Origin of the sequence: Coprococcus sp. ART55/1 (assembly GCF_000210595.1) — a bacterium.
Taxonomy (GTDB): domain Bacteria; phylum Bacillota; class Clostridia; order Lachnospirales; family Lachnospiraceae; genus Coprococcus; species Coprococcus aceti.
Window position 1 is genome coordinate 2,310,500 of sequence record NC_021018.1, and the last position, 16,414, is coordinate 2,326,913.

A 16,414-nucleotide genomic window follows, 5' to 3' on the forward strand; every position below is an offset into this window, starting at 1 on the left:
AGACAGCACTGACCGGAGATATGAGCTGGACATGGCGGCTCTCAAGGAGCAGGACAGGCTCGTGCAGGAGCTTGTCATAAGAAAGCTCATCGGAATGGTGTGCGGAGGCCTGAAGGATATCGGCATGAGCCATGTGTCGGAGGTTACGAAGTTGTACTCGGCTGACACCGGGGCGGGGATCAATCTTCCTGCCGGTGCGAGGGTGTGGCTGGAGTACGGCAGACTGGTATTTGCCGGCGGTGAGAACCGCGCCGGTGACCAGAGCTGTCAGGACGGCGGGCTGCCGGGCTGCGTGGACATAGACATCACCTGTGATGGTGAGTATGAGCTGTGTGAGGGAAGGCTTACGGTCAGGATCTACGACAGACCTGAAGCCCTTGATCTTGCAAAAAAAGAGTGTACGAAGTTTCTTGATTATGGTAAAATAAAACAGTGTCTGCAGTTGCGGACATTTGAAAACGGGGATTATATAGTCGTTAATTCTGCGGGCTCGAGAAAGAAGCTCAACCGTCTGTATACTGACTGTAAGATACCGGTGGACAAGCGGCGTAATATTCCACTTGTGACATCCGGGCAGGAGGTCGTGTGGGCCGTGGGACTTAGGATTGGCGAGAATTATAAAGTGACAGAAGATACACAAAAGATAATTGAGTTGAATTTTAACAGGAGGAAACAGAGTTGAAAGAACAGATTGGTGTTATGCTCAGCAGCAGTGAGGTGGAAAACAGAATAAGCGAGATGGCAGCAGCCATAGATAAGGCATATGAGGGAAAGACGATACATTTGATCGGAATCCTTAAGGGAAGCGTGTTCTTCATGTGTGAGCTTGCGAAGAGAATGAAGAGTCCGGTCACCATGGACTTCATGTCTGTGAGCAGCTATGGCGATGGAACAAAGTCATCAGGTATTGTCAAGCTGAACAAGGACCTTGATGAGTCTATAGAGGGAAAGGATGTAATTATCGTGGAGGACATTCTTGATTCGGGAAGAACCCTTTCATACCTTGTGAAGCTTCTCGGCGAGAGAAAGCCTGCAAGCCTTGAGGTTGTGACCCTGCTTGACAAGCCGGACAGAAGAGTTATCCCGGTTGAGCTGTATATGACAGGTTTTGAGATCCCTGACAGATTTGTTGTGGGATACGGCCTTGACTGTGCCCAGAAGTACAGAAACCTTCCATATATAGGTGTCATAGAGCAGTAATATATTGATTAAGGAGCATATACATGGAAAATATGGATAAGAGAAAATTCAGGAATGGAATGATAATCTATCTGTTGATCCTGATAGTTGCTTTCATCCTCATAAACAGATGGATGCAGAGCGACAAGATTGAAGTGACCACCACTTACAGTTACACAGATCTGACAGAGGATTTGGATGATGGCAAGATATTGGCATTGTCGATACAGCCAAATGCAGAGATTCCTACGGCGGTAGTTCAGGTGCAGTTCACCAACGGAAAGACTCTTGCATTTTATTCCACAGATGTCAATGATGTCGTGAAGATTTATAACGACTATCAGGCAAGTGTGGACAAGTATAATGCGACCGTAAGCTCGGATGACGATAAGAAGGTCGTTGCCAGATGCAGCCTGAACGATGTGGAGAAGACGAGCATATGGAGTGTGATAATTCCGTATGCCCTTGTCATGATCGTCATGTTCTTTGTCATGCTGCTGTTCGTGAGATCATCACAGGGCGGTGGAGGCCAGATGATGAACTTTGGCAAGAGCAGGGCGAAAATGACAGAGCCTGATGAGAAAGAGAAGGAAGATAAGAAAAATAATAAGAAGAAAATAACATTTGACGATGTTGCCGGTCTCAGTGAGGAGAAAGAGGATCTCGAAGAGATAGTGTGCTTCCTCAAGAACCCGGGCAGATTCATCAAGGTCGGTGCACGTATACCGAAGGGAGTTCTTCTTGTCGGCCCTCCTGGAACAGGTAAGACACTCATGGCAAAGGCCATAGCAGGAGAGGCGGGGGTTCCGTTCTTCAGTATTTCAGGATCAGACTTCGTGGAGATGTTCGTCGGTGTCGGTGCAGCGAGAGTGAGAGATCTTTTTGCACAGGCAAAGAAGAACGCACCATGTATCGTATTTATAGATGAGATCGATGCCGTTGCCAGACAGAGAGGTACAGGACTTGGCGGTGGACATGACGAGCGTGAGCAGACTCTGAACCAGCTCCTTGTAGAGATGGATGGATTCGGAGCGAATGAGGGAATCATAGTTCTTGCAGCTACCAACCGTGTGGACATACTGGATAAAGCGATCCTCCGTCCGGGACGTTTTGACAGAAAGATATCTGTCAATCCTCCTGATATCAATGGCAGAGAGGAAATCCTCAAGCTTCATGTTGCGAACAAGCCTCTGGCAGAAGATGTTGATCTCAACGAGATCTCCAGAACAACAGCCGGATTTTCGGGAGCTGATCTTGAGAACCTGATGAATGAGGCTGCGATCTCTGCTGCGAAGGCCGGCAGGGAATATATCAATAAGGAAGATGTCGACAAATCATATATCAAGGTTGGAGTCGGTGGTGAGAAGAGGAGCCATGTGGTCTCCGAGGAGGATCGTAAAATCACGGCATATCACGAGTCGGGACATGCGATACTGTTCCATCTCCTTCCATATGTTGGCCCGGTGCATATTGTGTCTATCATACCTACAGGTACCGGAGCCGGAGGATATACCATGCCGCTTCCACAGGGTGATCAGGAATATATTACTAAAGCGCATTTGCTCAACGAGATAAAAGTTAGCATGGGCGGAAGAATTGCAGAGAAGATCATATTTGGCAATTTTACCACGGGTGCTTCACAGGATATCAAGATGGCCAGCGGTTATGCAAGATCCATGGTTACGAAGTATGGAATGTCCGAAAATCTTGGATTTATCAACTATGAGAGCGATGATCAGGAGGAGGTATTCCTCGGGAAAAATCTTGGACATACCAAGCCATACAGCGAAAAGATAGCCGCCGCCATAGATGAGGAGGTTAAGCAGATCGTTGACGAGTGTTACAGGGAGGCTTATGAGATTCTGGAGCAGAATGTGGATGTTCTTCACAAGTCTGCAAAGCTTCTTCTTGAGAAGGAGAGAATAACAGGAGCTGAGTTTGAAGCACTGTTCGATAGAGACGATGCTAAGGATGCAGATGCACATGTTCAGAGCAACGGTGCAGAGCAGAGTACAGCAGAGAATGTAAATGCAGCAGATAATGCTGTTGCAGAGCAGAAAGCTGAGACTCAGACAGACAAACAGTAATATATAAAGACAATACAGATGCCCGCAGTTTTCTTGCGGGCATTTGGCTTATGTTGGATATATGACGGAAGGGAGAACAAGGGATGAAGATAATAAAGAGAGGGATAAATGCGGTGATACCGTTCCTGCTGGCAAATGTATATCTGCTGGCAAGGTGTCCGGAGTGGAATATACCACTCATGCCGCTTATAGTTGTGGTGTTCATAGCAGTATATGTACTGCTGACCGCTATGCCATTTCTCGGACTGAAAAATATCCAGTCGAGTGGGATCAGAAGGTGTCAGAGGGGATGCGAGAATCTGTACTCTTTCCTGGCGGCAACGGTCATGTCTGTGGCTGTGCTGATACTATTGTTGGTGCATGTGATAGATGTTGGTGCGTGGACATGGAAGAACTGGGTTCTGTACATACTCACGGCGGTGACTGTGCTGGCGGTCACATTCTGGGTTGGAATAATAAGGATATATGTGTCATCCAGGCAGCTCGGTATCAAATGGAGAGTGATCGGTATACTGTGCGGTTGGATTCCGGTGGTACATCTGATAGTCCTTGGCAAGCTGATAAGTCTGGCATCAGGTGAGACGGTTCTGGAGAACGAGAAGATTATAAAGGATAAGGCAAGACAGGCTGACCGGGTCTGCGCCACCAGATATCCAATACTCATGGTACACGGAGTGTTCTTCAGGGATTTCAGGTATCTGAATTACTGGGGAAGGATCCCTGCGGCACTTGAGGCGAATGGTGCGACCATATTCTACGGAAACCATCAGTCCGCCGCATCTGTGGCTGACTCCGGACGGGAGATAGCTGACAGGATACAGCAGATATTGAAGGAAACAGGATGCGGGAAGGTGAATATCATAGCCCATTCCAAGGGAGGCCTTGACAGCAGATATGCCATATCGAAGCTCGGTATGGCCCCTTATGTAGCATCACTCACAACGATTAACACTCCGCACAGGGGATGCGAATTTGCGGATTATCTTCTGGGCAAGATACCGGAGAAACAGCAGCAGACCGTGGCAAATGCCTACAATTCTGCACTCAAGAAGCTGGGTGACACAAACCCGGACTTCATAGCTGCGGTGACGGATCTCACGGCATCAGCGTGTGAAAACCTGAACAGAGAGCTCCCTGATCCACAGGGCGTATACATACAGAGCACGGGTTCATGTATGAAGAAGCCTTCAGGTGGACGCTTCCCGCTCAACACCACCAACGCATTCGTAAAGCAGTTTGATGGTGAGAACGATGGACTTGTCGGATATGAATCTTTCAAATGGGGCTCAAACTTCATATACCTGAAGCCTCAGGGCAGGCGTGGAATCTCCCACGGAGACGTGATAGACCTGAACAGGGAAAATATAGATACATTTGATGTGAGGGAATTTTATGTGGAGCTTGTGAGTGACCTGAAGAGACGCGGTTTTTAGAAAATGCCCGGTGTTTTGTCTAATGTGAACAATAAAAAGTAAAAATCAGGTAATATTCAGGAAATGTATTGTGATATTGCACAATGACATTTGCCAAATAAAAAAATGTTTGGGCAGACTTTTGACGGGATTTGTATATAATAATACTTGTAACCCCCAATACATTATATAGTTTTGGCTACACCCCATAAAAGTAACAAAATACCTTCTCCAAAAGAGACAGTCGTTCGGTGACTGTCTCTTTTACTTTTGGTGAAAACAGAAATTGGGCAGGATGGTCTGATATGAGGCGATTCCTGCTGTATATTTGCAGCTAATATATGTTTTATCTTGTTGCCTAATCTCCCGAAAAGTATTAATATAAAAAAGAGTATGTGCAAGGGAGATTTTATTGTATGGTGGAAAAGAAGACCAATGGGCAGAAGATACATGATTATGTATATAATGTAAAGCCCATACTAAATAAAGGCGGACTGTTTGCGGACGGAAGCAAATATTATGTCAGCCCACAGGAGCCGGATGTGGATCAGGATGTGAATGTCAGATTCAGGACTACAGCCGATAATGTGGATGAAGTGTTCCTTATATATAATGAAGAAAAGATACAGATGACAAAGGAGAGTTCCAACAGAATATTTGACTTTTATACCGCAACGATACCTGGAGGTCTGCCATTCATAAGATATCATTTTGAGATACATTCGGGAAGGGTCACATGCTTTTATGACAAGCTGGGACCTACGAAGCAGAACGACAGAGAGTACGACTTTGAGATATGTCCGGGATTCAAGGTGCCGGAGTGGGCAAAGGGTGCGGTATTTTATCAGATATTTGTGGACAGGTTCTGCAACGGGGATACTTCCAATGATGTGCTGGATAATGAGTACGCATATATAGGTACCGGTTCAGTTCAGGTAAAGGACTGGAATCAGAGGCCGAGCACCATGGATGTGGGACGTTTCTATGGCGGAGATCTCCAGGGTGTCAAGGATAAGCTTGATTATCTGCAGGATCTGGGAGTGGATGTAATATATCTGAACCCTATATTCGTATCACCATCCAACCATAAGTATGATATACAGGATTACGACTACGTTGATCCACACTATGGAAGAATAGTTGACGATGAGGGTGACTGCCTTCCGGGCGGATGCCTTGAGAACAAGCAGTCGTCGAGATATATCAACAGAGTTACAAATAAAAAGAATCTTGAGGCCAGCAATCAGCTCTTTGCCGAGCTGGTTGAGGAGATACACAAGCGTGGCATGAAGGTCATCTTGGATGGCGTGTTCAACCACTGTGGTTCATTCAACAAATGGATGGACAGGGAGTGTATATACGAGAATCAGGAGGGCTACGAGAAGGGTGCGTTTGTATCGAAGGACAGCCCTTACAACACTTTCTTCAAGTTCTACAATGACAATGCATGGCCATACAATACAACATATGATGGCTGGTGGGGTCATGACACCCTGCCAAAGCTCAACTACGAGGATTCGCCGAAGCTGGTTGAGTACATCATGAAGATAGCAAGGAAATGGGTGTCACCTCCGTATAATGCAGATGGATGGCGACTTGACGTGGCTGCGGATCTGGGACATTCCCCAGAGTACAACCACCAGTTCTGGCGGGAGTTCAGGAGAAATGTTAAAGAGGCAAATCCGAATGCGATAATTCTGGCTGAGCACTATGGTGATCCAAAGAGCTGGCTGAAGGGAGATCAGTGGGATACTGTCATGAACTACGATGCGTTCATGGAGCCTATCACATGGTTCCTCTGCGGTGTTGAGAAGCACAGCGACGAGTTCCGCGGTGACCTTCTGGGTAATTATGACGCGTTCAAGGGCGCGATGAACTATCACATGTCCAGATTTCTTAGACCATCGATAGACGTGTCCATGAATGAGCTGTCCAACCACGACCATTCCAGATTCCTTACGAGAACCAACAGAAAGGTCGGACGTCTTCACACCATGGGAGCGGATGCTGCTGATCAGGGCGTGGACAAGGGTATATTCAGACAGGCTGTCGTATTCCAGATGACGTGGCCGGGAGCTCCTACCATATACTATGGAGATGAGGCTGGTGTGTGCGGATGGACAGATCCTGATAATAGAAGGACTTATCCGTGGGGCCACGAGGACAAGGAGCTTATACAGTTCCACAAGGATATGATAAGAATACACAAGTCCTACGAGGCACTTAAGTCTGGTTCTGTATTATATCTCCACGGCGGACACAAGATACTCTGCTATGGAAGATTTACTGACAACAAGCAGGTGGTAGTCATCATGAACACCAACTATGAGGATGTGGATCTGAAGCTTCATATCCGTCAGATCGGAGTGTACAACCATTCGATCCTCAGAAGAGTCATGCTGACAAATGAAGAGGGGTACACGCTGGAGCCACAGGATTTCATGGTGGAGCACAACGTACTCACGATCAAGGCTCCAAAGATGAGTGCGATGGTGCTTGTTCGTGCCTGATGGCCGGAAGACAAAGATATACAAGACAAAGATATACAAGACAAAGATATACAAGACAAAGATATATGACATAAAAATATAAAAAAGTTCCTTTGGACGAATGATGTTATTGAAAGAATCATTTGCCGGGGAGCTTTTTTATTTGCAAGAGTAATGCTTGCACAGAAAATGGATTGAAAATGGAATTGCTTGCCCGTGTTATCGTCTAAATCTGCGGCGAGCCGAATTCTATGTTTGTCCATGACTTTGTAACGATCCAAGAAACACCATCCAAGAAACACAATTTAGAAAACAGATAGATTAAACTACAGGTTGGGTGGAAAAATATAGGGAGATAGGGTATATTGGACAAAATAGTATTGTAAAGAAGGAGGCAGATAGAATATGAGAGTATTGCTTTTGCTTAGGGGATCTGCCGGTTGTGGCAAATCTACATGGATCGAGCAGAATGGATTAAAACCATACACACTTTCAGCGGACGACATCAGACTGCTTTGTCAGAGTCCGGTGCTGCAGGTGGATGGTACGAGAGGAATCAGTCAGAACAATGATGGTACGGTGTGGAAGACATTGTTCAGCCTTCTTGAGATCCGCATGCAGAAGGGCGAATTTACGGTGATAGATGCCACGAATTCCAAGACTTCGGAGATGAACAGATATAAGAATATGTGTGAGACGTACAGATACAGAATGTATTGTGTAGATTTTACAGATATACCTATAGAAGAGGTGAAGAGAAGAAATGCCGGGAGGGAGGAGTTCAAGAGGGTATCAGATGACGTTATTGACAAGATGTACTCCCGCTTTGCCACACAAAAGATCCCTTCGGGAATCACGGTCATAAAGCCGGACGAGCTTGACAGCATCTGGATGAAGAAGAGGGATTTCTCCCAGTATAAGAGGATCCATCACATCGGGGACGTTCACGGATGCTATACAGCGCTGATGAAGTATCTGGATGACAATGGCGGTATAAAGGATGATGAGTTCTATATATTTACAGGTGATTATATCGACAGAGGCGTGGAGAATGCGGAGGTTGTAAATTTCCTGATATCTATCATGGACAGGAAGAATGTTCTCATGCTTGAGGGCAATCACGAGAGATGGCTGTGGCTGTGGGCAAATGACTGCACCGGCAGGTCGAAGGAGTTTGAGCTTGTGACAAGACCAATCCTCGATGCTTCCGGAATCGACAAGAAGGAGGTGCGGAAGCTTTACAGAAGGTTTGGACAGTGTGCTTACTATAGCTACGGTGATAATGTATATCTGGTGACCCATGCGGGACTCAGTGTGATTCCCGACAATCTCACATTTGTGGCAACTGATCAGATGATACATGGAGTCGGAGCTTACAATGATTTCGAGAAGATCGCAGAGACATTCTACGGGAAGATGCCGGCGAATTACTATCAGATCCATGGACACAGGAACACCAAGCTGCTCCCGGTGCGGGTGAATGACAGAGTGTTCAACCTTGAGGGCAGAGTCGAGTATGGCGGGGAACTCAGATGCGTTCGGGTGGATGCTGATGGAATCCATGAGGTGGAGATCCACAATGATGTGTTCAAGGCACCTGAGATACAGGAGGAACAGACCGTTACCACAAGCTCTGTTGCAGATGTGATCATCTCCTTGCGGGGGAACAGGGACATACAGGAGAAGACATTTGGCAATATTTCGTCATTCAACTTCACGAGCAAGGCATTCAATGACAGGGTGTGGGATGAGCAGACCACAAGAGCAAGGGGCTTGTACATTGACACATTCAAGGGAAGAGTCGCAGCGAGGGCGTATGACAAGTTCTTTAATATCAATGAGCGCCCTGAGACAAAGTTTGATATGCTGCAGAATAAGCTGCAGTTTCCGGTGACTGCCTATGTCAAGGAGAACGGTTTCCTGGGACTCGTGAGCTACGATGAGTACAACGACGATTTGTTGATAGCGAGCAAATCCACCATAGAGGGACCATTCGCCGGCTGGCTGAAGGATATGATATATGAGAAGGTGACACTGGAGAATATAGAGAATATGAAGCGGTTTGCGAAGGACAATAATGTGACATTTGTATTTGAGTGTGTTGATATGAAGCATGATCCTCACATCATAGAGTACCCGGAGAGCAATCTGTATCTGCTTGATATAGTTTACAACCAGATAAACTATGCAAAGTATGATTACGATGCGATGTGTGATACAGCCCACCGGTTCGGCCTGACACCAAAGAAGAAGGCTTGCGAGCTTGCAACCTGGCAGGAGTTCTATGACTGGTATTATGATATCCTTGAGGATGATTACGAGTATAACGGCAGAGTCATAGAGGGGTTTGTCATCGAGGACAGCGCCGGATATATGACAAAGCTCAAGCTTGCATACTACAATTTCTGGAAGTTTATGAGGACAATATCCCATGAGGCTATCAGAAACGGATATATCAAGAAGACATCGGCACTCACCACCCCTCTTGCAAATGAGTACTATGCGTGGGTGAGAAAGCTTCACGATACAGAGGATCCCGCAAATGTTCCGAGGGATATATGCACGCTTAGAAGATGGTTTTATAATGACATGAAGCAGGCGGAAGGCGATAGCCTGATATAGGTGATCATAAGAGATAACACGGTGAATGTTTGACGGGTTATGTTATATCATGGCAGCAGCCAGACATAGAAAATTATCCAGGCTGCTGCATATATTTACATGGTACGCTGAGTAGGAATGAGAGGTGATATTGTATGATATTTTATACGTCAGATCTTCATTTTGGACATGCAAATGCTATAAAATTTGATGAGAGACCATTTACAGATGTGGATGATATGGCTGATGGAATGATACATAACTGGAACAGCAGGGTAGGAAAGAATGATACAGTGTATATTCTCGGGGATTTCTGCTTTAAATTGAAAGATCCGGAGCCGATCCTTGCAAGACTTAAAGGACACAAGCGCCTCATCCTTGGCAATCACGATCAGGTAATAATGGGAAGTGAGAAGCTGCAGTCCTACTTCGACGATATACAGAAGATGGACTATGTGAGCGACAGAGGTAAGCTGATAGTTATGTGTCACTTTCCGATAGCTGAGTGGAATAAGAAGAAAAGCGGGGCATACCATTTCTATGGACATATCCACAAGAGCAGTCCTGAAGTGTACAGCTTCATGACCGGCCAGGGACGTGCTTACAATGTAGGCTGCATGATCAACAACTACATGCCGTGCACCGCTGACGAGATCATCCGAAATAACGAGATATATCAAGCCAGATTACAGTCAGAGGCTAAATGATAAGAGGTATAAGGACGTATGTATATGTAACTGGCAACCTGTATTTTCAAGTTTTGTAATTCCACATGCTTCCAATAACTGCCGGAAGTAAAATCAGAATGCATCATGCAGCGAAAACATAGAAGTAAACGGAAAAGAAGGAATAAGGAGGAATTGTATAATTATGAAAATATTAAATGACATATAGTGTAATTTAATGCTATAAAAAACCAGCCCATAGGTGTTAACGAAAAAGTAGATTACCTCCGGGAAAGCATAATAAAAAGCCTACACCACCGTGTAGGCTTTTTGCGCTTTCCCGGATGGGCACAATCCCTCGTCAGCACCTATGGGCGTCCGTCTCAGCACCCATGGGCGTCCGGCAGTTAATTCTTGGAAGGCAGCGTAATGTAATTTCGATCCACCGCCTGGAACAGCTTCGGCCGGAAGTCCTCCTTGGTGAGCTCGAATATGGAGTGTGACACCAGGAAGTAATAAGCCTCCACAGCCTGATCCACGTTGATACTCGTGATCTCCGGGCTGTTCAGGTATCCCTTGATGGCAACGGTGAGACCCATTACCAGATACTTACATATAATAAGAGGAGACAGCATAGGATTGTCAGGAATCTGATCCGTGTCAAATATCTTCAGGTGTTCCTTGAAGAAACTGGTGAACTGTTCGATCATGACCTGCTCAAAGCTGTTCTGCCCGGTTGTCTCAAAAAGCTTTCTGTAAAGCTTCGCTTCATTAATAATGTGTGTGAAGAGATATTTTATGGCCTCAAGGATCATGTTGTGCTCAAGCAGTACCTCCAGTTCCTTGGTCACCTCATTGTAGAGCATGTAATCCATCAGCTCATATTTGTCTTTAAAATGTCTGTAGAATATCGGTCTTGATATTCCGACGTCTTCAGCGATCATCGTGACAGTGATCTTATCAAAGGAATATTCGTTTACAAGCTTTTTGAAGCTTTTGATAATTTTATCTTCAGTCTTTTCCTCGCTTGGATTAGGCACTTTCCCAAACCTCCCTCAGTTTATAATTTGTTTATAATCAATTTTGAATATGTGTTCAAACGTTTGTTACAGATTAGCATATTTGTAACAAAATGTAAACGTTTTCGTATTTTGGGTAGTTTATTTAAGAAATATCAGGTTGTATAATCCACCACAGAATAGAAAAAGGAGATGTTATGGCTATGTTAAAACTAGGAGAAAAGATAGTAAGTGCGAGGGTCGTAATACTGATTCTCAGCTTAGTTCTTCTCATACCAGCGGCATACGGTTATATCAAGACCAGGGTAAACTACGATATTCTGTCATATCTTCCGAAGGATATCGAGACCATGGAAGGTCAGGATATACTGGTTGACCAGTTCGGTACAGGAGCCTTCTCGCTGTATGTGGTAGAGGGGATGGAAGACAAAGATGTATCCGCACTGAAATCAAAGATTGAAAAAGTAGACCATGTATCAAAGGTTATATGGTATGACAGCTTTGCAGACCTGTCAGTACCAAAGGATATGCTTCCTGAAAGCCTTTATGATGCATTTAATAATGACGAAAAGAATGCCACCATGATGGCCATCATATTTGATGATACCACATCGGCGGACGGCACAATGGATGCCATCGAGGAGATAAGAAGCATATCAAACAAGCAGTGCTTCCTGTCCGGTATGTCAGCGGTTGTCGTCGATACCAAGAAGCTGTCAGAGAAGGAAACCCCGATATACGTACTTATAGCGGTTATCCTGAGTAGTATCATCCTGGCGATCACAATGGACTCTATCATGATCCCGGTACTCTTCCTTGCAAGTATAGGAATGGCGATCGTGTACAACCTTGGATCAAATATCCTCATGGGTCAGGTATCATACATAACAAAGGCGCTGGCTGCGGTACTTCAGCTCGGAGTTACAATGGATTACTCCATATTCCTGTGGCACAGCTACAAGGCACAGCAGAAGGAATACACGGATAAGAAAGAGGCTATGGCACACGCCATCGCAGAGACAATATCATCAGTTGTGGGAAGTTCCATAACAACAGTTGCCGGATTCGTTGCACTGTGCTTCATGAGCTTTACCCTCGGACTTGACCTTGGTATCGTCATGGCAAAGGGTGTCGTACTCGGAGTTATCGCATGTGTAACGATACTTCCATCACTCATCCTTGTATTTGACAAGGCGATAGAGAAGACAACACACAGAGTAATACTTCCAGAGTTCAAGGGAGTAGGAAAATTCATAGCTAAGCACTACAAAGTATTCCTTGTATTGTTCGTGATCATCCTGATCCCTGCAATATACGGATACAATCATACAAAGGTTTATTACAAGCTGGATTCATCACTTCCAGACAGTCTGGAGAGTGTTCAGGCCAACACAGAGCTGGCTGAGGTATTCAACATGAATTCAACACATATGATACTTGTCACAAATGATCAGAGTGACAAGGACACAAGAAACATGATGTCAGATATCGAGAACATCGATGGAGTTAAGTTCTGTCTCGGACTTGACAGCATCATTGGAGCAGGTATTCCAACCGACTTCATACCTTCAGATGTCACAGAGGCGCTCAAGAGCGATGACTGGCAGTTGATACTCGTCGGATCAGAGTATGAGGTTGCTTCAGATGAGGTTAACAATCAGTGTACAGAGATCAATAATACCATCGATTCATACAACGAGAAGAACATGCTGGTTGGTGAGGCTCCTTGTACAAAGGATCTTATCACTATAACAGATAAGGATTTCGCATCTGTAAGTACAGTATCCATCGGAGCGATATTCATTATCATCCTCTGTGTATTCGGTTCAATATCACTGCCAATCGTACTTGTGGCAGTCATAGAGTTTGCGATATTCATCAATATGGGTATCCCTTGCTTCACCGGAACAGAGATACCGTTCATAGCTTCAATAGTTATCGGTACTATCCAGCTCGGCGCGACGGTTGATTACGCCATACTGATGACAACGAAGTACAAGAGAAACAGACTGAACGGATACAGAAAGTTTGACGCCGTGGCAACAGCATGCCAGGAGTCAGTACAGTCCATAGTTGTCAGCGCACTTTCATTCTTCGCTGCAACATTTGGCGTAGGTCTTTACTCAGATATAGATATGATCAGCGCGCTGTGTACACTTATGGCTCGTGGAGCACTCATAAGTATGTGTGCAGTTATCCTGATGCTTCCATCAGCACTGATGCTCTTCGATAAGGTCATCATGTTCAGATACAGGAAGAACCTGATGGATGGACCATCAGCGAAGGTTAGCGATGAGGACACTGCAGCCACTCAGGCATAGCAGTTATAAACAGATGTAACTACGGAACTTTTGTAATCTATGAAAAGAGGTAATAATATGATCAAATGGAAGAAATATATATGCGTTGCATTATCAGCAGTTATGATGGCATCACTGGCAACAGGATGCGGAGATACAAATGACAGCTCATCCTCAGACAAGGCCGAGGCTACAACCGAGAGCGAGTCAGACACACTTCAGGATGCACTTACATCTGAGATATCCAAGGATGGCGCATCTGACGCAGACAAGGAAGAGACAGTATATGTCCTTGCCGATGCAAATGGAAATGCAAATGACGTTACAGTCAGCACATGGCTGAAGAACTCAGATGGTGCAGAGGGACTCAACGACAAGACAAACCTCACAGACATCCAGAACGTGAAGGGCTATGAGGAATACAAGGACAACGGCGATGGCACTATAACATGGGCTGCAAATGGATCAGATATCTACTATCAGGGCAAGTCAAATGAGGAGCTCCCTGTAGATGTAAAGATAACATACAAGCTTGACGGCGAGGAGATAGAGCCTTCAGAGCTTGCAGGCAAGAGCGGTAAGGTCACCATCAGATTTGATTATACCAACAACACCAAGAAGACAGTCACAGTGGACAGCAAGAATACAGAGGTCATCTCACCATTTGTAATGCTCTCAGGAATGATCCTTCCTGTAGATAAGTTCTCAAACGTTCAGGTTGAGAATGGTAAGGTCATCTCAGAGGGAAGCAACCAGATCGTAGTCGGATATGCAGTTCCTGGATTCAAGCAGTGCTTACAGGATGGTATAAATGACAGCAAGATAGAGACAGCACTTGATAACATAGATGTACCTGATTATGTTGAGGTTACAGCGGATGTCACAGACTTCGAGCTCTCAATGACCATGACGGTTGCAGCAAGTGACCTTCTTGGATCAAGCGCAGAGGATGCCATAGACGAGGTTAAGGACAAGGCTGATGTCAGCTCACTCACAGACAGTGTGGATCAGCTCGGTGATTCTGCAGATCAGCTCGAGGAGGGTTCAGGAAAGATCACAAATGGTCTGGAGACTCTGAAGGATGGTACTTACTCATTAAAGAAGGGTGCTGACACACTGGCAGACGGTGCAGCTTCACTTGAGACATATACAAGCCAGCTGGCAGATGGTACTTCACAGATATCAACAGCCATGGGAACCCTGGACGATGGAATCAAGTCCATAAAGGATGGTTCTTCAGCACTTAATGACGGAGCTAAGACACTGGCAACTGGAGCTAAGACAGTAGATACAAGTGTTGGCACACTCAAGAGTGGTGCTGATAAGTTAAACAAGGGTGCAAATGAACTTCAGGCAGGCTTTGAGGGAACGGACAGCAATCCTGGACTTTCCAAGGGCGCAAGCTCACTGGCATCAGGAGCAAGCAATGCATATGCAGGTTCACAGGCACTTGCAAAGGGCGCTACAGAGCTCAATAATGGTGTGAACACATTGATCACCATGCTGACAGGAATGCCATCACAGATCGTAAGCCAGGCTCAGTCAAATGTATACAGCCAGCTCGGCGGTTCCATAACAAGCGAGGCCGGAATAGATGCGGCTATGTCACAGCTTGAAGGAGCACTTGCATTAGGTAAGACTACTCTGGATGCGGCAAAGGGCGATGGAACATACGATGCATATTTTGCACAGTACACAGGCCTTGCAAAGGCAAAGGGTGCTCTCAATGCGATCGATCAGATAGGAACGACCCTCACAGCTACTTTGACTTCAGAGGAGACAACAGCACAGATAACAGCATTACAGCAGGGTGCTGAGACACTGGATACCAAGATGGGCGAGTTGTCAACAGGACTCAAGACCATCAGTGACGGTGCTTCAAGCATTTCAACAGGAATCGATTCCGCATATGCAGGTGTCAAGGCAATCGCAAAGGGAACCGGAGATCTCTCAAGAGGTGCAGCAGCACTCAAGAAGGGTACAAAGACTCTCAGCGATGGAGCAGCTACAATATCAACAAATATGAACACACTGTATCAGGGAAGCTTAACACTGGCAAATGGAAGCAGCCAGTTAAAGACGGCGGCAGGAACTCTTGATTCAAGTGCAGGCCAGATCGCAGCAGGAGCAAAGACCCTCAGTGATGGAGCATCACAGCTTGACAGCGGAAGCAAGACTCTGGATGACGGAGCAAAGGAGCTTGTAACAGGTTCAAAGACTCTCAGCGATGGAATGAAGCAGTTCAACGAAGAGGGTATCAAGAAGATCACAAAGCTGTTTGCAGGCAATTATCAGGCAGACATTGATTATATAGAGGCACTCTTCTCAGACGACACAACTTACACAAGCTTCACAGGTACGATCGATGGTACAAAGAGCACAGTTAAGTTCATATATGAGACAGGTGCGATCAAGTCTGACGCTGAAAAATAAGCGAAAAAACAATGAAAATCTTCGTGTTGACTTTACTGTAGCCTTAGGTTATAGTATAAGCGTCCGTGAGGATAATGGTAACATTTACTATAGTTTAGGAGGATTAAAACATGTTTGATAAGGTTAAGGCAATATTCGAGGAGCAGTTAGGAGTTTCACAGGACGAGATGAAGCTTGACACAAACTTCAAGGATGATCTTGGTGTTGATTCACTTGATCTTTACGAGAT

The 16,414-nt window shown here is 45.5% G+C and carries 11 protein-coding genes; 10 read left to right on the top strand and 1 reads right to left on the bottom strand.

Annotated features, from left to right (window positions below):
* From tilS to CCU_RS10425, 7 genes are all read left to right on the top strand, one after another.
* Positions 1-682: tRNA lysidine(34) synthetase TilS (gene tilS / locus CCU_RS10395; protein ID WP_208896164.1), on the top strand; the 682-nt coding region annotated here is incomplete at its 5' end.
* Positions 679-1,200: a hypoxanthine phosphoribosyltransferase gene (gene hpt, locus CCU_RS10400; RefSeq protein WP_022216999.1), complete on the top strand. Its 522-nt coding sequence runs from the start codon at positions 679-681 to the stop codon at positions 1,198-1,200. The genes tilS and hpt, both read left to right, overlap by 4 nt.
* Positions 1,201-1,223: 23 nt before the next feature.
* A complete protein-coding gene (gene ftsH, locus CCU_RS10405) occupies positions 1,224-3,266 on the top strand; it encodes an ATP-dependent zinc metalloprotease FtsH (RefSeq protein ID WP_015534616.1) in 2,043 nt (680 codons plus the stop codon).
* 83 nt (positions 3,267-3,349) lie between these two features.
* Complete coding sequence (locus CCU_RS10410) at positions 3,350-4,699, top strand: esterase/lipase family protein (RefSeq protein ID WP_015534617.1); 1,350 nt, start codon at positions 3,350-3,352, stop codon at positions 4,697-4,699.
* A gap of 395 nt (positions 4,700-5,094) precedes the next feature.
* Positions 5,095-7,188 (top strand): glycoside hydrolase family 13 protein, encoded by a 2,094-nt coding sequence (locus CCU_RS10415; RefSeq protein WP_015534618.1) that lies wholly within the window; start codon positions 5,095-5,097, stop codon positions 7,186-7,188.
* A 384-nt stretch (positions 7,189-7,572) separates the two neighbouring features.
* Positions 7,573-9,789: an RNA ligase gene (locus CCU_RS10420; protein WP_015534619.1), complete on the top strand. Its 2,217-nt coding sequence runs from the start codon at positions 7,573-7,575 to the stop codon at positions 9,787-9,789.
* Positions 9,790-9,923: 134 nt separating this feature from the next.
* Positions 9,924-10,475 carry a Predicted phosphoesterase or phosphohydrolase gene (locus CCU_RS10425; protein WP_015534620.1) on the top strand — a complete coding sequence of 184 codons (552 nt, stop codon included), beginning with the start codon at positions 9,924-9,926 and terminating at the stop codon, positions 10,473-10,475.
* A 365-nt stretch (positions 10,476-10,840) separates the two neighbouring features.
* Here CCU_RS10425 and CCU_RS10430 read toward each other — a convergent pair whose 3' ends face one another.
* Entirely contained in the window at positions 10,841-11,473 is a 633-nt protein-coding gene (locus CCU_RS10430) for a TetR/AcrR family transcriptional regulator (RefSeq protein WP_055145091.1), read from the bottom strand.
* A gap of 182 nt (positions 11,474-11,655) precedes the next feature.
* On the opposite strand from CCU_RS10430, the gene CCU_RS10435 reads away from it, so the two are divergent.
* The 3 genes from CCU_RS10435 to CCU_RS14810 all read left to right on the top strand — a co-directional run.
* Complete coding sequence (locus CCU_RS10435; protein ID WP_015534621.1) at positions 11,656-13,773, top strand: efflux RND transporter permease subunit; 2,118 nt, start codon at positions 11,656-11,658, stop codon at positions 13,771-13,773.
* 57 nt (positions 13,774-13,830) lie between these two features.
* The gene (locus CCU_RS10440) at positions 13,831-16,185 is read left to right on the top strand and encodes an X-X-X-Leu-X-X-Gly heptad repeats (protein ID WP_015534622.1); all 2,355 of its coding nucleotides are present in this window, start codon (positions 13,831-13,833) and stop codon (positions 16,183-16,185) included.
* A gap of 110 nt (positions 16,186-16,295) precedes the next feature.
* On the top strand, positions 16,296-16,414 hold a 119-nt coding region (locus tag CCU_RS14810; RefSeq protein ID WP_256364712.1), incomplete at its 3' end, for a phosphopantetheine-binding protein.

Excerpts from the sequence above, each read along its gene's own strand:
- CCU_RS10415 (WP_015534618.1), top strand. The coding sequence starts at position 5,095 with ATGGTGGAAAAGAAGACCAATGGGCAGAAGATACATGATTATGTATAT.
- CCU_RS10410 (WP_015534617.1), top strand. The coding sequence starts at position 3,350 with ATGAAGATAATAAAGAGAGGGATAAATGCGGTGATACCGTTCCTGCTG.
- ftsH (WP_015534616.1), top strand. The coding sequence starts at position 1,224 with ATGGAAAATATGGATAAGAGAAAATTCAGGAATGGAATGATAATCTAT.
- CCU_RS10420 (WP_015534619.1), top strand. The coding sequence starts at position 7,573 with ATGAGAGTATTGCTTTTGCTTAGGGGATCTGCCGGTTGTGGCAAATCT.
- CCU_RS10440 (WP_015534622.1), top strand. The coding sequence starts at position 13,831 with ATGATCAAATGGAAGAAATATATATGCGTTGCATTATCAGCAGTTATG.
- CCU_RS10425 (WP_015534620.1), top strand. The coding sequence starts at position 9,924 with ATGATATTTTATACGTCAGATCTTCATTTTGGACATGCAAATGCTATA.
- CCU_RS10435 (WP_015534621.1), top strand. The coding sequence starts at position 11,656 with ATGTTAAAACTAGGAGAAAAGATAGTAAGTGCGAGGGTCGTAATACTG.